This window comes from Pyruvatibacter mobilis (assembly GCF_012848855.1).
Lineage (GTDB): Bacteria > Pseudomonadota > Alphaproteobacteria > CGMCC-115125 > CGMCC-115125 > Pyruvatibacter > Pyruvatibacter mobilis.
In genome coordinates this window covers 533,233-550,357 of sequence record NZ_CP051630.1, presented here as the reverse complement: position 1 = coordinate 550,357, position 17,125 = coordinate 533,233, and the positions used below count along the sequence as shown (strand labels likewise).

The window sequence follows — 17,125 nt, the reverse complement described above, 5'->3', positions numbered from 1 at the left end:
TCGGCGGGCGCCAGATGCACCCCGGCAACACCCGGGCGCTGTCCAGGTACTATCCGGGCGCGCCCGCAGATGGGCAGGCGGCCACATTCAGGGCGCCACCCGATGGTGCAACCCCGCCTGCCCCTGTAAGGTTCCGCCGGAAACGGACAATCGAAAGCCGGACAGCAGATCCGGCGCGCCACAACACATGACGGGGGAAAGCGGCATGAGCGGCTTCAGTGAGTATGACCAGTATGACGCGCTTGGCCTGGCGGACCTCGTCCGCCGCAAGGACGTGACGCCGACAGAGCTGCTGGACGAAGCCATCACCCGCCTCGAGCGCGTGGACACAACCCTCAACGCCGTGCCCCTGCGCCACTATGACGAAGCCCGTGCGCAGATCAGCCGCGGCCTGCCTGACGGCCCCTTCACCGGGGTGCCCTTCCTGCTGAAGGATCTGCACCTGCTGCTCACCGGCACGGTCACCACCTATGGCTCCGGTGCCTTCACCGGCAATGTGGCCGACCACAATTCCACCCTCACCCAGCGCTACCTGGATGCGGGCATGGTGATTTTCGGCAAGACCAACTCGCCCGAATTCGGCCTTGCGGGCACCACCGAACCCCGGCTCTACGGCCCGACCCGCAATCCGTGGAACACGGAGCATTCCCCCGGCGGCTCCTCCGGCGGCGCGGCAGCCGCCGTTGCGGCGGGCGTGCTGCCTATCGCCAATGCGTCCGACGGCGGCGGCTCCATCCGCGTGCCCGCGTCCGCCTGCGGCCTGTTCGGCCTCAAGCCCACCCGCGCCCGCACCCCCATGGGGCCGGACCGGGGCGAAGGCTGGGGCGGCATGTCGATCAGCCACGCCGTCAGCCGCTCCGTGCGCGACAACGCAGCCCTGCTGGACGCAACCTGCGCGCCCGCGCCGGGCGATCCCTATGCGGCCCCGGCACCGGCGCGGCCCTATCTGGACGAGGTAACCACCGAGCCGCGCCGCCTGCGCATCGCCCTCACCGCGACCGGCCCCAACGGCAACAGCGCCGACACGGAGGTGCAGGCGGGCCTTGATGCCACCGCCACCCTGCTGCGCGAGCTGGGCCACGAGGTCATCGAGGCCGCCCCGAAGGTTGACCCCGCCGACATGGCGCTTGCGCAGATTTCCCTCATCGCCAGCAACATCGCCCTGACCCTCGACATGCGCAGCGAGGCATTGGGCCGTCCGGTCACCGAAAACGATGTGGAGCACATCACCTGGGCCATCGCCCAGAACGGCCGCGGCCTCACCGCCGCCGACTTTGCCCGCGGCACGCTGACCATCCACCGCCTAGGCCGCCTGGTCGCCGATTTCATGACCGAGCAGAAAGCGGACCTGCTCCTGTCCCCCACCCTGGCGCTGCCGCCGGTGAAGCTGGGCACGGTCAACATGGATAGCGAGGACATTGCCGCCTATCTGGACATCAACGCCCGCTACATGCCGTTCCCCGGCCTGTTCAACATGACCGGCCAGCCCTCCATGTCCGTGCCCCTGCACTGGACGGAAGCGGGCCTCCCCGTGGGCATGATGTTCACCGCCCCCTTCGGCGACGAGGCCACCCTGTTCCAGCTCGCAGGCCAGCTTGAACGCGCCCGGCCCTGGGGCGACCGCCGCCCGCCGGTCCACGCAGCCGGCTAGACGCGCATACACGACAGGCGCCTACCAGTAGACCGTGGTCCGCCGCCGGGTGAGGGCTTCCTCGATCCGCAGCCGCGTGCCGGGGCTCGTGCCCTCCGGCAGCGCGTCGGGCGGGAAGAACCCGATCTCGGCGATCTCGAAACCCAGATGCGGCGCAGGCCCCGCCTCCTCCCAGTGCGGCACCTCGTAGACCAGCACGTGGTCGGATTTGAGCTGCAGGAAATTGGCATAGGCACCGACGAGGTTCATGTCCCCCAGCGCGCGGATGCCCGCTTCCTCGTGCAGCTCGCGGGCCACCGCCGCCTCCAGCGTTTCGTCCTTGCCGACGCCGCCGCCTGGCATGAACCAGCCGGGCACATAGGTATGGCGGATCAAAAGGACGTGTCCCTCATCATTGCGCACCAGCGCGCGCACCCCCAGCGTCACCGGGCGGAACAGCGCCGCATGCAGGCGCTTGAGGCGATAGCCTACCTGCAAAACCCGCCACAGCAGCGGCTGCACGAGGCCCCGCACCCGGGGGATGTCTCCCGCCTGACCGTTGGGTCCTGCCTGCCCTTTGGGTCTCGCCCACATATCCCCGGCCATTCACGCTCCCCTGCCGCATTCTGCGCAAACTGTTTCAAACTTGCCGGATGTTTCGGTCGAATCCGTCAGGCCGCCTAAAGCGGACCGTCACCGGCGCACGCGCAGCATAAGCGCCATGATTGCGATTGAAACAACCTCCTCCGGCCGCGCCCGGGAGGCATGGCTTGCCCTCGAGGCTCTTGCCAACCCCAAGGCCGCCCATCGCCGCCGCAAGGCTGACCGCCTGGCCGCCCTCGCCAAGGGCCGCAAAGCGCTGGACCGCCTGCGCGCCATGCCGCACATGCCGGCCCTGCCGCCCCACCTGGCGGAAGCCGTGGCCGCCATCGAGACCCTGGAGGCCGCCGTCCTGTCGCTGGACAGCGTCGGCCACCGTCTTGCTGATGCAGATGAACTGGTGGACGCTGCCGAACAGGCTGACCGCACGGACCTGCCCGCCGATGCCGAAGACGCCGCCCGCGCCCTGTTGGCCGAGCGCTATGACGAGCTGCGTGAGGATATCGACCGCATTGCCCGCACGGCCTATGCAGGCCGGGTGAACCTGCTGGACGGCCTCGGCGGCGAACTGACTGTGCCGCTGGATGCCCGCGGCCGCTCCAGCGCCGCCATTCCCGGCGTCAATGCCACCAGCGAGGCGGAAGGCCTGGCCCTGCCTGCGCCCGAGCTTGCGTTCGCCACTGCCGCTGAACGCACCGCGATCCGCCAGGCGATTGCCGCCGCGCGCCAGCAGGCCGCAGCCTTCGCCGCCCGCTTCGAGGTAGATGCAGCCCTGCTGGCCGCCCGCATCCAGCCCGAACCGCCTACCTCCGGACGCCGCCGCAAGGCCCGCCGCCGGGCTCCCGACCCGGGGGCACACGCGCCCGATCCGGACTCGCATAGCGCGCACTCCGCCAAGGAACCTGTCTGAAAACGCGCTTAATACACGTTTAACGTGTATTTGGGTAGTGTCGAACCATCGAAGCGCGAGCAGAGCTTCATGGGGACACCAATGGCGCAAGACAGCGAACTGAATTTCAGCCGCATCAATCTCCTCATCGTCGAGGACAATCTCTTCATGCGCAATCTCTACAGCGCCATCCTGCGCGCCATGGAGTTTGAGCAGATCCGCATGGCGTCCGACGGCTCGGAAGCCTTTGAACTGATGCGCGACTTTCCGCCGGACATCATCATCACCGATGCCGCCATGCAGCCGCTGGACGGCTTCGACTTCGCCCAGCTGGTGCGCAATGCCGCCGACAGCCCGAACCCGCTGGTGCCTATCATCATGGTCACCGGCTACCACAACCGGGCCAGCGTCGAGCGCGCCCGCGATGTCGGCATCAATGAGTACCTCGCCAAGCCGGTGACGCCCGCGGGGCTTTACTCGCGCATTCACCAGGTCATCACCCGGCCCCGGCCCTTCGTCCGCACGCCGACCTATTTCGGGCCCAACCGGCGCCGACGCACCAACCTCGCCTTTTCCGGCCCCTTCCGCCGCGCCAGCGACAAGCGCATCGGCCCGCCGACCCGCGCCGAGGCAAGGGCCCATGGCCGCCTGCGCCGCAAATCGCAGGGCTTCTTGCACGATACCCAGAACACCGTGGGCGTCATGAACATGACCGGCACCGACGGGTCCACCGCCGATGATTGGGGAATGATCTGATGACCGCAGAATTCATCAAGCCGGACAACCGCCTGAAGCTGATGGTGGGCGACAACCTCCCCGCCGAGATTCCCGGCGACATAAACCGGGCCGCCACCGAGGCCATCGCCGAGGCCACCATCACCAGCGCCACCATCGCCATCGGCGATGAAATCGACCGCCTGTGGCAGCTGGTCGATAACAACGATCCCGGCCAGTTGCTGGATGTGGACCGGATCTTCTTCATCGCCCACGACCTGCGCGGCCTCTGCCCCACCCTCGGCCAGCCTATCGCCGGGTCCATCGCCGATGCCCTGTGCACTTACATCGAGTCCGCCAAGGAAGCGGGTTTCGTGCCGCGCGCCAACACGATCTGGCTGCATGTGTCGTCGCTCAAGCGGGCGGCGGAGGAAAAACAGGCCGCCGACACGCTGGGCCGCTACCTGATCGACAGCCTCTGCGCCCTGCGCCACAAGGAATTGTCCCAGGCCTGTCCGGGCTATTGCGATTGCGACTATCGCCCCGGCCACCCCTCCCGCGCATCCGGGCCGCCGCAGGACGATGCGGATCACGAGGACAGCTGACCGCCACCGAAAATGACGCCCTCGTCATCTTCTTCACAAATCTGCCCGCGCCCACTAAGCTTCCGCCATGCGTGGTGACAGAGCGGCACAAAAGCCGCCGCCCGCGCCCCTTGCGGCCTGAAGCAGGCGTGCACCCTCACGCCTCCCCTGGCCGTGCGAGCTCAGGAGGAAACGGCATGAGCCAGCCAACCAACGACCAGAAAAGCTTCACCGTCGATCCGGCCTACGAGGCCGTGGCGCCGGACGATTTCGGCGCGATGATCGAAGTCGACAGCTATGGCAGCCGGTCGGACGCCTTCGACAAGATCATTTCGGCAACCCACGATCATTTCTGGGACCCGATGGACACCCGCTATATCGACTTCTCCGCGCCGTTTGATCTCGACAAGGACTATCTGGTCGACCCGGATCAGAGCATCGAGCTGCGCACGGCCATCGGCGACAAGCTGGATGAAGCGCAGAAGATCAAGCTGGTGAACCTCAACACCCAGTGGAGCCTGTCCTCCATCCTCCACGGCGAGGCAGGCGCGCTGGCGCTCTCCGCCTCCCTCTGCCACATCCTCAAGGACCCGGGTGCGCAGGAATACGCCGCCAACCAGACCCGTGAGGAAGCCCGCCACGTCACCGGCTTCTCCAACTACATCAAGGCCCGCTGGGGCAAGCCCGTGCCTTGCGGCCCCGCCCTGCGCAACCTGCTGATCGAGCTCGTCAACTCGCCGCTGGTGTGGAAGAAGATCGTCGGCATGCAGATGATGGTGGAAGGCCTGGCCATGGGTGCCTTCGCCTCCATGTATCGCTGGGGGCGTGATCCGCTGCTGGTCAAGCTCATGCAGCTCACCATGACCGACGAAGCCTTTCACCATAAATTCGGCAAGATCTGGGCCGACCGCACGGTGCCCAACGTGCCCGCCGCCGAGCGCGACCAGATCGAGGACTGGGCGTGGGAGGTCTTCCAGGTCCTGCTCTACAATCTCGGCTCGCCGGAGCAGAAAAAGCACATCTACGACCAGCTCGGCCTCGACTGGGAATGGGTGCAGAGCGCCTTCATGGAAGCCATGACGGATGAGAACATCCAGGAGGACATGAAGGAGCAGGAAAACATCTTCCGTGTTCTGATCAAGACCCTGCTCAACGCCGGCATCATCACCGACCGCACCGCCAGCAACTACGCGACCTTCGTCAACATCAAGGAACTGCATGCCGAAGGCGACCGCATGGTCGGCGACGACATCGCCGAAGACGGAATCAAGTTCCTGCTCGGCATCAATGGCGGCAAGTTCACGTCGCCGGGCGCCACAGTAGCCGCAGAGTAATCACCGCATACGCACCTGCGGACGGGCCCTTCGGTCCTGTCCGCATCCTGACAAACCTCAAGGCGGCCGCGGCATTTCGCGGCCGCCTTTTTGCTGGACGCCTGTCCACAGCGCAGCAAGGCTGCCATGCAAGACCCGCATGTGCGGATTCACTGATTTGTCTTGGAATTTTTACACGGGAATATTCCGCAATATTGTGCGGATTTATCCGCTGTTCATTTTGAACAGGTCCGGACTTGCGCAACCGTTAACCATGGGTTGCATGACTCGTGGACCAAACCGCACTAAGGTTGCGAATTGATCTGCACACGGATTTCGCCTAGCTTCAAAAGCACAGTCAAACTGCGATGAACAAGCCAGCCGCGGCGTCACAGAAAGTGATCCGCGGCAAACTTTATGCAAAACCCAAGTAAAACAAGAATCTATTCGATTTTACAGTAAGTAAGTCTACCAAACAGTCAGGGTGTCAGTAAGGATGAACGCGAACAAGGGTCAGAGCGACGAGACAAAAAAGTCTATCGATAAAACTCTTCTGAAGAATTTTGCAGCTTTTGAAAAAAGCATTCAAGACCTGTGCATTAAACTCGCAACCATTCAGCATGTTTTTGGTGATGAAGAGTTTTCGAGTTTGATGTCGCACATCGAGTCTCTGGAAGCAGCGGCAGCAGAAAAGAAGAAGATCATCGGATCGTGAATACTTGAAACAAATCAAACCCCCAACCATTCTTGCGCCACACCGGGCTCCGTGACAGACTTTTCCCGTCTGCCTGTCTTATCAAGGTGTCAGGGTTCGGCGGAGGTGGTAATTGGCGGCAATACTCAGCACGCTGAGTTCCTTCTTTTCAGCAAGACATGGTCTTTGCCGGAAGGCGGCCTGCGCCCTGGCCCTGACAGCGGCTGCCCCCCTGCCCCTCGCGGCGAATGTGTTCGATAAGGACGACCGGCGCCCCCTGACCGCCGAAGACGGTTTCGCCGCCGTGGGCCAGATTGTCTGCGACGGATCGTCCCGCCGCCCCATCGGCACCCTCATCCAGCATCCCCGCCTCCCCGAAAACCGCGACTACGATCTCGTGGTGACCGTCGCACACGCATTCCGGGGGCGGCATAATTCAATGGAGGCCCGCTGCGCCTTCCTGCCGGGCGGTCTCGACAGCGAGGCCCGTGATGTCGTCCACATTGCCCTGGGCACCCTGGAGCCGGGCAAGGCCTGGCACCATGACTGGGCCGTCGCCGCCATTGCCGGCACCCCGTCCACCGAGTTCGGCGCCCTGCCGCTCCGCACGCTCACCCCGCAGGACCTTGCCCCCGTCACCCGCGCCGGCGGCCGCTATGTGCTCATCGGCAAGAACGGCGAACGCCCGCGCATGATGATTTCCGAGCGCTGCGGCCCCGTGCCCAAGCGCCACTGGCACCACGGCTATTTCTCCCCCGGCGAGTTCAACCATGATTGCGACATGATCCCCGGCTGGTCCGGCGGGCCGCTGGTGCTGCTGCTCGGCGGCGAGCGCCACATCGTCGCCCTCAACACCACGGAGCTGAACGGCATCGTCCACAAGGTCGGCGACCCGTGGCACCCGCGCATGTTCCCCAACACCGCGATCCGCTTCGACGGCGCCTTCCGCGATGCCGTCGCCCGCCTCGCCACGGGCTCCTGGCAGCAGCGCGAGGATGATGCACCCGCGAACCGGATCACCCCGGCCTCCGCTGACGGCCTTGCCTTCTCAGTCATTCCGGAATCCTGTCCGGATGAAAGCGGCGCGGACGCCCTGGCTGTCCTCTCCGCCGAGATCACGCTCGTGCCCGCCGCCCAGGCCCGCGCAATCTGCTAGCCCCTCCGCCCCCCGCAGAGCAGGCCGCAGAGCATCGCGCAAAGCATGGTGATGACGCCGCGGATTCCGGCTGTATAGTAGCGCCTGAAAAAACAGAACTCCCCAAACGGACAAAGGAGACCGGCCAAACCAGGTCCCGGTTCCGTGCGGGAGCGACATAGTCAGGGAGACGACAATGGCCTGGAATTTCGGCGACATCCTGGATGCCATCGCGCCGGCGCTGCCGGCTGACAAGCCCGCCCTCATCCACATTGCCAAGGACGGCACGGCGGACATCAAGACATGGAGCGAGTTCACTGCCCGCACCAACAACCTGGCCCGCCAGCTGCTGGAGCGCGGCGCCAAGCCCGGCGACAAGGTGGCGTTCTACATGCGCAACCGCTCCGAATATGCGGAGATGCTGGCCGCCTGCTTCAAGGCGCGCCTCACCCACGTCAACGTCAACTACCGCTACCAGCCCGACGAGCTGCACTACATCTTCGACAATTCCGACGCCCAGACCATCGTCTATGGCGACGAATTCGCCGCCAACATCGCCGAACTGAAGCCGCGCCTCGGCAAGGTCGGCACCTTCCTCGAAGTCACCTCCGGCACCCCGAAGAACGATTTCGCCGATCGCTATGAAGACCTCACGGCAATCGGCAATGGCGGCGACCTCGGCATTGAGCGCTCGGGCGACGACCTCCTGTTCCTCTATACCGGCGGCACCACCGGCATGCCCAAGGGCGTGATGTGGCCGGCGGATGATCTGCGCGAAGCCCAGCTCGCCGCCTTGCGCGCCCTTGGCCCGGTGCCGGAAACGCTGGAGGAGGTGCAGGCCGCCATCAAGGAAACCGGCGGCGCCAGCCCGATGATCCCCGCCTGCCCGATGATGCACGGCACGGGTCTGTTCACGGCCATCGGCAACATGATGAATGGCGGCTGCATCGTCACCCTCGACAACGAGCATCTCGACCCGCACGCCATCTGGCAGGCGGTGAACGACCACAAGGTTGAGCAGATCGCCATTGTCGGCGACACCTTCGCCAAGCCCATGCTGCGGGCGCTCGAGGAAAAGCCGGGCCACTGCGACCTGTCCTCGCTGGTCAGCATCATCTCCTCCGGCGTCATGTGGTCGCTGGAAGTGAAGCGTGAACTGATCAAGCACATGCCCGAGGCCATGCTGCTGGACAGCTTCGGCTCGTCCGAAGGTCTCGGCTTCGGCTCGTCGATCTTCGCCGCCGGCGGCGAGATCAAGACCGCCAAGTTCCAGATCGGTGCCCGCTGCAAGGTGTTTGACGAAAACGACCAGGAAGTGGCCCCCGGCTCCGGCAAGTCCGGCGTCATCGCCGTGGCCCAGCCGATCCCGCTCGGCTACTACAAGGACGAGGAGAAGACCGCCAAGACCTTCCGCACCATCAACGGTGTCCGCTACTCGATCCCCGGTGACTTCTGCACCGTGGAAGAGGACGGAACGCTGACCCTGCTGGGCCGCGGCTCCGTCTGCATCAATACCGGCGGCGAGAAGGCCTATCCGGAAGAAGTCGAGGAAGCGCTGAAGACCCACCCGGCCGTGGAAGACGCGCTTGTTGTCGGCCTGCCCGACGAGAAATGGGGCCAGGCCATCACCGGCATCATCAAGGTCGCGGATGGTCAGTCCCCGGACGAAGCCAGCCTCATCGCCCATGTGAAGGACCATCTGGCCCATTACAAGGCCCCCAAGCGCGTGCTGGTGGCAGCCAACGCCTTCCGCGCGCCCAACGGCAAGGCGGATTACAAGGGCGCCACCTCCTTTGCCAAGCAGGAGCTGGGCGTTGCCTCCTAAAGCAAAACCCGTCCTCGCCCTCACCGGTGCCATCGCCGGTGAGGGCCGCGCGGCCATCGAGCAGCACCTCTCAACCGACTGGGACATCCGAAGCTGGATGACCGGAGACGGCGACGACGCGCTCGTCTCCCTGCTGGCGGAGGCAGACGCCGTCGTGCCCGGCGTTGACACGCTGTTTGTCGGCGCGTTCTTCGCGGGCCTCAAGGCCAGCCCCCGCCTGCGCCTCCTGCAAATCCCCTTCGCCGGCACCGACTGGCTGACGCCTGAGCTTCTGCCCGCACGCGCCATCGCCGCCGGGTGCAGCGGCCATGAAGTCACCATGGCCGAATACACCCTGGCCGCCATGCTGGAATGGCAGATCCGCCTGCGCGTGATGGACGCGGACTTCCGCACTGGAAGCTGGACCTATTCAGGCTCCTCCAAGGCACCCATCGCGTACCATGGTGAAATCTGGAAGAAGACCGTCGGCATCGTCGGCTATGGCGGCATTGGCATCGAGATCGCAAAGCGCGCCAGGGCCTTCAGCATGCGGACCATGGGCCTCAAGCGCTCCAAGGCTCCCTGCCCGCCGGAACTCGACTGGCTCGGTGCCAGTGCCGACGACCCCAACGCCCTCGACACGCTGTTGCGTGACAGCGATTTCGTCGTGCTCGCCTGCGACCTCAACGACGCGACCCGCGGCCTGATCGGCCCCGAGCAGTTCGCCGCCATGAAGGATACCGCCGTCCTCATCAACATCGCCCGTGGCGAAGTGGTGCAGGAAGAGGCGTTCTACACCGCCCTCAAGTCCCGCGACATCGCCGGCGCCGTCATCGATACCTGGTATCTCTACCCCGCCCGTGGCCTGCCGCCGGGGGAAAAGCCCGATGATCCGTCCCCGGCGCATTTCCCCTTCCTTGAGCTCGACAACGTCATCGTTACCCCCCATTGCTCGGCCCATTCCCACGAAGCCGACGATCGGCGCATGATCTCCATCGCCGCCAATCTCGACCGCTACGCCCGGGGCGAGCAGCCGGACCGGGTCATGGTGAAAGGGGCGGACGCCGCGGCATGACGCTACCGCCTGAGGTCGCCGGGTTGTAGGCCCATTCAGCCACGCAGTTTGCGCAATCGCCTCATGGTGCAGCCGCCGCGGGCAGTGTAGCGTCCGCCTGCCATGAGCGACGCTGCCATCATTTCAATCCTGCTTGTAACCGCCATCGTCCACGCTTCGTGGAATGCGGCGCTGAAGGCTGGCTCCGACCGGGTGCTGGACATGGCCGCCATGCGCAGCTTCGGGCTGGTGTTTGCCCTGGTGGTCATCCCCTTTGCCCCGCTGCCCGCCCCAGCCGCATGGCCGCCACTCATCGCCAGCGCCATCGCGCATATGGTCTATTTCGGCTGCCTTATCTCGTCCTATCAGCGCGGTGATCTGAGCCAGGTCTACCCCATCGCCCGCGGCTCCGCGCCCTTGCTGGTCGCTTTGTCCGCCTACCTCGCACTTGGCGAAACGCCCACCCCCCTTGGCCTAATAGGCGTCGTGGTCATTTCGCTGGGTATCATCATCGCCGGGACTGGTGCCTTCCGGCAGAACCTTCACGCCATTGGCTTTGCCCTGCTGACCGGGCTGTCGATTGCATCCTATTCGCTGCTGGGCGGCATCGGCGTCCGCGAGGCAGGCACCATCATCGGCTATGCCGCCTGGCTTGAACTGCTCACCTGCGCACCCTTCATCGCCTTTGCTGTCTACCGCCGCCGCACCCATGTGGTTGCCTATCTGCCAAGCCCCGCCGCCCAGCGGGGGTTCGTTCTTGGCATCGGCAGCACCGTCTCCTATGCCATCGTCTTATGGGCCATGACCCTGCTGCCGCTCGCCACCGTCACCGCAACCCGAGAGACGAGTGCCATTTTCGCAGCTCTTGCGGGGACACTACTGATGAAGGAGCCCTTCGCCGGCCGCCGCATCGTCGCCGCAGCCTGCGTCACAGGCGGTATCGGCCTGCTCGTCTTCGGCTAGACTGGTCCCCGCGACGGATCAACGCCCCTGGCACCGTTCAAGGGCAATAGGACAGCAATCTCGTGGAGCGCCCACCATGCGCCATGTACCCTATCGCTCGCTCAGCACCACAGCCCGCGCCGGGGTGATGCCCGCCATCGCAGTCATTCTCGCCATCGGCATGGCCGCGACCGCTGCCGCCCAGATGGGCCCGCGCAGCCGCGCCCACACCACCCTCCAGTCAGACGGCACACCGGACCGGCTGCCCGCCACCAGCCAGGCTCCCGGCACGCAAAGCGTCACGGCGACCGTGGAAGGGGATCAGCGGATCATCATCGCCAGCGGCATGCCCGGCCATGCGGTCGGCCGCTTCCCCAACAGCGGCAACCCGCATTCAATCCGCGTACAGAATTACCGGATCACGCTTGATGCGACCCCGCAGAAGGCAGGCCGCACCACCCCGGCGCGCGGTTACCCCTTCGGCATCGCGCTCAACGGTGTGGTGTTCGATCCCGGGGCCGCAGAGTGGTATCAGGGCCGCCCAGGCCCCTGGCAGTATGAACCGCTGTCCGGCGCCGTGCCCCTCGGGCTTGACGCCAACAATGCCCATGTCCAGCCCAGCGGCGCCTATCATTATCATGGCCTGCCCGAAGGGCTGATGGCGCAGCTCGGCGTCTCGCGGGACACCCACTCCCCTCTCATCGGCTGGGCGGCGGACGGCTTTCCCATCTATGCCCTGTATGGCCATCTCGACGGCGCGGACCCCGCCTCGCCCATCATCGAGCACAGCTCCGGCTACCGCCTCAAGCAGGGCCGTCGCGAGCCGGTGGAGGCCCGCGGCCGCTTTGCAGACGCCCCCACGCCCGGCGGCTATTACGACGGCACCTTTGTGGCCGACTACACCTATGTCGAAGGCCAGGGCACGCTGGATGAGTGCAACGGCACCTTCACCGTCACGCCAGACCACCCCGAAGGCACCTACGCCTATTTCCTCACCCGTGACTGGCCGGTCATTCCCCGCTGCTTCGCAGGCACACCGTCCGAGAGTTTCAGCGCCATGCGCCCCGCGCGCGCCGGGGGGCGGGTGGACGGAAACCGGGACGGAAACAGGCCTGCCCGCCCCGGCGGCCCGCGCGACGGGGACCGCTTCGGCCGCCCGCCGCAGCGTTTCTGAGGCGGACCTTGCGTTCTGCGCCTAGGCAAATCGGCGTGCCCGATTCAAGACTCGCCATGTCTCCCTCAGCCTTTATATTCTCGGCCAGAAAATCGAAAAATTCACCTGAAGCTGTCAGGGAGACACCAAATGGCCGATCTCGAAGCCTTCCGCAAAGACGTTCAAGCCTGGCTTGAAGAAAACTGCCCCCCCTCCATGCGCACACCGATGCCGGAGGATGAAGTGGTCTGGGGCGGCCGCAACGCCAAGTTCAAGAATCCCGACAGCAAGAAGTGGCTCGATGCCATGGGCGCCAAGGGCTGGACCGCGCCGACCTGGCCGAAAGAATATGGCGGCGGCGGCCTATCCAAGGAAGAGAACATCGTCCTGCAGCAGGAGCTGCGCGCCATCCGCGCCCGCCCGGCGCTGAACTCCTTCGGCATCTGGATGCTTGGCCCGGCCCTGCTCGAATTCGCCAGTGAAGAACAGAAGAAGAAGTTCATCCCGCCGATCGTGCGCGGTGAAATCCGCTGGTGCCAGGGCTATTCCGAACCGGGTGCCGGCTCCGACCTCGCTGGCCTGCAGACCAGCGCCGTGCTCGAGGGCGACCACTACGTGGTCAACGGCCAGAAGGTCTGGACCTCCTACGCCGACAAGGCCGACTGGATCTTCTGCCTGGTGCGCACCGACAAGACCGTGAAGCATGACGGCATCTCGTTCCTGCTGTTCGACATGACGACGCCGGGCGTCTCCACCAAGCCGATCCGTCTCATCTCCGGCTACTCGCCCTTCTGCGAGACCTTCTTCGACGACGTGAAGGTGCCGGCCGATCAGCTGGTCGGTGAACTCAACAAGGGCTGGACCATCGCCAAGCGCCTGCTCCAGCACGAGCGGTCGATGATTTCCGGCATGGGTCTCGGCGGTGCGCTGTCCGGCGCAACGGGCCAGACGCTCGCCGGTGCCGCGAAGGAATATCTGGGCGAAGACAATGGCCGCGTGGCGGACCCGGTCGTGCGCCAGCACATCACCCAGCACAACATGGACTCCAAGGCCTTCGCGCTGACCATGCGCCGCGCCCAGGAAGAGGCCAAGGCCGCCAACGATGTGAGCGCCACATCCTCCGTGTTCAAATATTTCGGCACCGAGCTCAACAAGCGCAAATACGAGCTGCTGATCGAGAGCATGGGCACCAAGATGCTCGGCTGGGAGCCGGACGACACCTATGACGCGGCCGAGATCGGCAACACCCGCGCCTGGCTGCGCTCCAAGGCCAACTCCATCGAGGGCGGCACCTCCGAAGTGCAGCTCAACATCATTGCCAAGCGCGTGCTGGGGCTGCCGGACTAGGTCCGCCCCCACGCATTTTCAGCGCTCACGACATACTGACTAAGGGAGACACCCCAATGGGCTTCGTCCTCACGGAAGAACAACAGATCCTGCGCGACAGCGCCAAGGGCTTCATCGCCGAGAAATCTCCGGTGACCGAACTTCGCCGCCTGCGCGACAGCAATGACGAAAACGGCTTCGACACCGGCCTGTGGTCCCAGATGGCCGAAATGGGCTTCGCCGGCATCATCATCCCGGAAGAATATGGCGGCGCCGGCTTCGGCTATCGCGGCCTCGGCCTCGTGCTCGAGGAGGCGGGCCGCACGCTCGCAGCCTCCCCGCTCGTCTCCACGTCCCTGCTCTGTGCCTCGGCCCTGCTCATCGGCGGCTCCGAAGACCAGAAGAAGGCCCTGCTGCCGGAAATCGCCTCCGGCAATCTCGTCATGGCCCTCGCCATGGATGAAGGCGCCCACCACAACCCGGCCAATATCGAGGCCAGCGCTGCCAAGGATGGCGACGGCTACGTTCTCAACGGCACCAAGTCCTTCGTGCTCGACGGCCATGTGGCCGGCAAGCTCATCGTTGCCGCCCGCACCTCCGGTGCCCGGGGCAACACCTCCGGCCTCACCCTGTTCATCGTCGATGGCGATGCCGCCGGCGTCACCCGCAAGCGCCACATCATGGTGGACAGCCGTAACGCCGCCGAGATCACCCTGAAGGATGTGAAGGTGGCCGCGGGCGACGTGCTGGGCCGGGCCGACAACGGCTTCGAGATCCTCAGCGAAACCCTCGACCGCGCCCGCATCGGCCTTGCCGCCGAAATGCTCGGCAGCCTGCAGGAAGCCTATGAGCGCACCATCGAGTATCTGAAGGAGCGCAAGCAGTTCGGCGTCGTCATCGGCTCCTTCCAGGGCCTCAAGCACCGCGCCGCCAAGATGTTCTGCGACATCGAGCTCTGCAAATCCGTGGTCGCCGACGCGCTCGACGCCATCGACGAACGCCGCAACGACATCGCCCAGGCAGCGTCGCTCGCCAAGGCCCGCGTCGGCGCGGCCTTCAACGAGATCTCGTCCGAAGCCGTCCAGATGCATGGCGGCATCGGCGTCACCGACGAATACGAGATCGGCTTCTTCCTGAAGCGCGCCCGCGTCGCCGACGCCACCTTCGGCAACGTCGCCTTCCACAGCCAGCGCTACGCCGAGCTGGAAGGCTATTGAGCCAAAGGCTCAAGAGCCTTCCATCCTCCGACTTGATCGGAGGATCTCATCCAATATGGCAGAGCCCCGGAGCACCCCTCCGGGGCTTTCGCATGTCCGCTCTTCTTTTCTTAGTCCGACGACGCCCCCTCCCCCGCAATCCCTCCGGCTTGACCGGAGGGTCTTGGCCCCCATGCCCGAGCCTCTAAGAGATCCTCCGGTCATGCCGGAGGATAAGCGGGCTGGGAGAGGCCGCCAGCTCCCTCACACATTCTGAAACGTAAAGCTCGACAGCCCCCGCGCCTGCTCATCCACGATGAGCTTGCGGTTGATCGGCGGGAACGCCCGCTCGGCACAGTCCGGCCGCTCGCACAGGCGGCAATTGACGCCGATGGGCGTCACAGCCTCCGGCGCTTTCAAGTCCAACCCTTTCGCATAGGTCAGCCGCGAGGCATCGGTCAGCTCGCAGCCAAGGCCGATCGCCAGCTCCTGCTCCGGCGCCAGCACGCCTGCCCCCGGCCGCCTGACCGTGCGCGCGATCGAAAAATAGGTCGTATCGTCCGGGAGCTGAACAATCTGCGTGATGATCTTGCCCGGTGAGCGGAACGCGTCATGCAGGTTCCAGCGCGGGCAGGTGCCGCCGAAGCGCGAGAAGTGAAACCCCGCCGCGGCAAACCGCTTCGACACATTGCCCGCCCCGTCCACCCGGATCAGGAAGAACGGAATGCCCCGCGCCCCTGCCCGCTGCAGTGTGGTCAGCCGGTGGCAGGTCTGCTCGAACGAGGTGCCGAAGCGCCGCGCCAGCAGCTCGATGTCATAGCCGCTGTCTTCCGCCGCCTTGTGGAAGCGCCCATAGGGCATGATCAGCGCCGCGGCGAAATAATTGGCTAGGCTCACCCGCGCCAGCCGCAGCGTCTCCTCGCCCTTCAGCGACGACGCCTTGACCATGCTGTCGATCAAATCCGCCTGCTCCAGATAGGCAATCTGATAGGCCAGCTGAAACGTCCGCGCCGGCGCGTCCAGCACCTCTGACAGCAGGATGCGCTTGCCGTGCCGGTCATAGCGCCGCACCGTCGAGCCCATCACCTCCACCGGCATCACCTTGACCCGCAGCCCGTGCGCATCCGCCAGGTGCCGCCTGAGACCGATATAAAGCTCGTCCTGTGCGAACCCGCCATATTCATGCAGCGCCTCGGCGGCCTCGTCGAGTTCGCCGAAATGGTTGCGGTTGGCGTGGATATAGTCGCGCACCTCCTCCACCGGGAACTTCATCACGTCCAGATGGTCGCTCTTGTCCCGGTCAGCGATGATCTCCGTCGGCGCCACGGGGCCGAGCCCCAGCCCCTGCCCCGCCAGCTGCTCCCGATAGGCCTGGTACAGCGCCGTGATGGCATCCGCCACATTCGGGCTCGCCGAGGCCACATCCTGCACATCCTGCCGCGACAGGCCGGCATTCTGGAACAGCGGGTCGGCGAACACCTCGTTGAGCTCCGCAAAGGCCCGCGCCTCCTGGTCCCCCGCCAGCGCCCGCACATCAAGGTCAAAGCTCTCCGCCAGCTTCAGCAGCAGCTGCGCACTCACCGGCCGCTGGTTGCGCTCCACCAGATTGAGGTAGCTGGCCGAGATGCCCAGCTGCTCCGCCATCCCCGCCTGGGTCAGCCCCTGCTCGCGCCTTAACCGTCTAAGCCTAGGGCCCGCAAAGACTTTCTTGCCCCTGCCCCCGGCACCGGCCCCCGTGCCCGAGCCCCCACCGGACCTCGTTGTCACACCTGTCGTGGATTTGGCAGCCATACTGACCTACTGATTTACAAAATTTACTCATTTACAAACCAGCACCACACAAGTGTCAACACGTTCACCCGAATGTTTTCAACGGGTTCTGGACAGGGCCGCTCATCTTGTCAATTGTGTGCGCCATCCAGCGGGGCAGCCCGGACGGCCGGTGCGGCCGCAGCCTGACCCGACGGAAAATAGCCGGTGGACGCCATGGACTCATGGGCCTCCGGCGGGTAAACCCACCCCGCGCCGGACGCCGCGCCCTCAAGGGCCGCGTGTCGGGTTCGGCACCGAGATTGAGAAACACAGGGACCA

At 65.3% G+C, this 17,125-nt stretch carries 15 protein-coding genes; 13 read left to right on the top strand and 2 right to left on the bottom strand.

Going from position 1 to position 17,125, the window contains the following annotated elements:
- Positions 1 to 205 precede the first annotated feature (205 nt).
- Positions 206 to 1,651 (top strand): amidase, encoded by a 1,446-nt coding sequence (locus tag HG718_RS02570; RefSeq protein ID WP_160589059.1) that lies wholly within the window; start codon positions 206 to 208, stop codon positions 1,649 to 1,651.
- A 21-nt stretch (positions 1,652 to 1,672) separates the two neighbouring features.
- Here the strand turns inward: HG718_RS02570 and HG718_RS02565 are convergent, their stop codons facing one another.
- Positions 1,673 to 2,164, bottom strand: coding sequence for an NUDIX domain-containing protein (locus HG718_RS02565; RefSeq protein WP_244624774.1), 492 nt, complete (start codon positions 2,162 to 2,164; stop codon positions 1,673 to 1,675).
- Between the two features lie 187 nt (positions 2,165 to 2,351).
- Here HG718_RS02565 and HG718_RS02560 point away from each other — a divergent pair, with 187 nt between their 5' ends.
- The 12 genes from HG718_RS02560 to HG718_RS02505 all read left to right on the top strand — a co-directional run bounded on the left by HG718_RS02560 (position 2,352) and on the right by HG718_RS02505 (position 15,055).
- Complete coding sequence (locus tag HG718_RS02560) at positions 2,352 to 3,140, top strand: hypothetical protein (RefSeq protein ID WP_160589060.1); 789 nt, start codon at positions 2,352 to 2,354, stop codon at positions 3,138 to 3,140.
- Positions 3,141 to 3,221: 81 nt separating this feature from the next.
- Positions 3,222 to 3,875: a response regulator gene (locus HG718_RS02555; RefSeq protein WP_205345725.1), complete on the top strand. Its 654-nt coding sequence runs from the start codon at positions 3,222 to 3,224 to the stop codon at positions 3,873 to 3,875.
- The gene (locus HG718_RS02550; protein WP_160589061.1) at positions 3,875 to 4,438 is read left to right on the top strand and encodes a hypothetical protein; all 564 of its coding nucleotides are present in this window, start codon (positions 3,875 to 3,877) and stop codon (positions 4,436 to 4,438) included. Before HG718_RS02555 ends, HG718_RS02550 begins: the two co-directional genes overlap by 1 nt.
- A gap of 176 nt (positions 4,439 to 4,614) precedes the next feature.
- Positions 4,615 to 5,751, top strand: a complete 1,137-nt coding sequence (locus HG718_RS02545) for a ferritin-like domain-containing protein (RefSeq protein ID WP_160589062.1) — start codon at positions 4,615 to 4,617, stop codon at positions 5,749 to 5,751.
- A gap of 475 nt (positions 5,752 to 6,226) precedes the next feature.
- The gene (locus HG718_RS02540; protein WP_027842299.1) at positions 6,227 to 6,445 is read left to right on the top strand and encodes a hypothetical protein; all 219 of its coding nucleotides are present in this window, start codon (positions 6,227 to 6,229) and stop codon (positions 6,443 to 6,445) included.
- Positions 6,446 to 6,674: 229 nt separating this feature from the next.
- On the top strand, positions 6,675 to 7,580 hold the full coding sequence (locus HG718_RS02535) for a trypsin-like serine peptidase (RefSeq protein WP_160589063.1): 906 nt from the start codon (positions 6,675 to 6,677) through the stop codon (positions 7,578 to 7,580).
- 175 nt (positions 7,581 to 7,755) lie between these two features.
- The gene (locus HG718_RS02530; protein ID WP_160589064.1) at positions 7,756 to 9,384 is read left to right on the top strand and encodes an acyl-CoA synthetase; all 1,629 of its coding nucleotides are present in this window, start codon (positions 7,756 to 7,758) and stop codon (positions 9,382 to 9,384) included.
- Positions 9,374 to 10,438, top strand: coding sequence for an NAD(P)-dependent oxidoreductase (locus HG718_RS02525; protein ID WP_160589065.1), 1,065 nt, complete (start codon positions 9,374 to 9,376; stop codon positions 10,436 to 10,438). The genes HG718_RS02530 and HG718_RS02525 overlap by 11 nt, the downstream gene beginning before the upstream one ends.
- 102 nt (positions 10,439 to 10,540) lie before the next feature.
- Complete coding sequence (locus HG718_RS02520; RefSeq protein WP_160589066.1) at positions 10,541 to 11,380, top strand: DMT family transporter; 840 nt, start codon at positions 10,541 to 10,543, stop codon at positions 11,378 to 11,380.
- Positions 11,381 to 11,456: 76 nt separating this feature from the next.
- Positions 11,457 to 12,533 carry a YHYH protein gene (locus HG718_RS02515; protein WP_205345726.1) on the top strand — a complete coding sequence of 359 codons (1,077 nt, stop codon included), beginning with the start codon at positions 11,457 to 11,459 and terminating at the stop codon, positions 12,531 to 12,533.
- A 129-nt stretch (positions 12,534 to 12,662) separates the two neighbouring features.
- Entirely contained in the window at positions 12,663 to 13,859 is a 1,197-nt protein-coding gene (locus HG718_RS02510) for an acyl-CoA dehydrogenase family protein (RefSeq protein WP_160589067.1), read from the top strand.
- 56 nt (positions 13,860 to 13,915) lie between these two features.
- Positions 13,916 to 15,055, top strand: coding sequence for an acyl-CoA dehydrogenase family protein (locus tag HG718_RS02505; RefSeq protein WP_027842294.1), 1,140 nt, complete (start codon positions 13,916 to 13,918; stop codon positions 15,053 to 15,055).
- A gap of 243 nt (positions 15,056 to 15,298) precedes the next feature.
- Here the strand turns inward: HG718_RS02505 and HG718_RS02500 are convergent, their stop codons facing one another.
- Positions 15,299 to 16,801 (bottom strand): helix-turn-helix domain-containing protein, encoded by a 1,503-nt coding sequence (locus tag HG718_RS02500; protein WP_280521619.1) that lies wholly within the window; start codon positions 16,799 to 16,801, stop codon positions 15,299 to 15,301.
- Positions 16,802 to 17,125 lie beyond the last annotated feature (324 nt).

Excerpts from the sequence above, each read along its gene's own strand:
- HG718_RS02510 (WP_160589067.1), top strand. The coding sequence starts at position 12,663 with ATGGCCGATCTCGAAGCCTTCCGCAAAGACGTTCAAGCCTGGCTTGAA.
- HG718_RS02520 (WP_160589066.1), top strand. The coding sequence starts at position 10,541 with ATGAGCGACGCTGCCATCATTTCAATCCTGCTTGTAACCGCCATCGTC.
- HG718_RS02540 (WP_027842299.1), top strand. The coding sequence starts at position 6,227 with ATGAACGCGAACAAGGGTCAGAGCGACGAGACAAAAAAGTCTATCGAT.
- HG718_RS02560 (WP_160589060.1), top strand. The coding sequence starts at position 2,352 with ATGATTGCGATTGAAACAACCTCCTCCGGCCGCGCCCGGGAGGCATGG.
- HG718_RS02545 (WP_160589062.1), top strand. The coding sequence starts at position 4,615 with ATGAGCCAGCCAACCAACGACCAGAAAAGCTTCACCGTCGATCCGGCC.
- HG718_RS02550 (WP_160589061.1), top strand. The coding sequence starts at position 3,875 with ATGACCGCAGAATTCATCAAGCCGGACAACCGCCTGAAGCTGATGGTG.
- HG718_RS02555 (WP_205345725.1), top strand. The coding sequence starts at position 3,222 with ATGGCGCAAGACAGCGAACTGAATTTCAGCCGCATCAATCTCCTCATC.
- HG718_RS02505 (WP_027842294.1), top strand. The coding sequence starts at position 13,916 with ATGGGCTTCGTCCTCACGGAAGAACAACAGATCCTGCGCGACAGCGCC.
- HG718_RS02515 (WP_205345726.1), top strand. The coding sequence starts at position 11,457 with ATGCGCCATGTACCCTATCGCTCGCTCAGCACCACAGCCCGCGCCGGG.
- HG718_RS02530 (WP_160589064.1), top strand. The coding sequence starts at position 7,756 with ATGGCCTGGAATTTCGGCGACATCCTGGATGCCATCGCGCCGGCGCTG.
- HG718_RS02570 (WP_160589059.1), top strand. The coding sequence starts at position 206 with ATGAGCGGCTTCAGTGAGTATGACCAGTATGACGCGCTTGGCCTGGCG.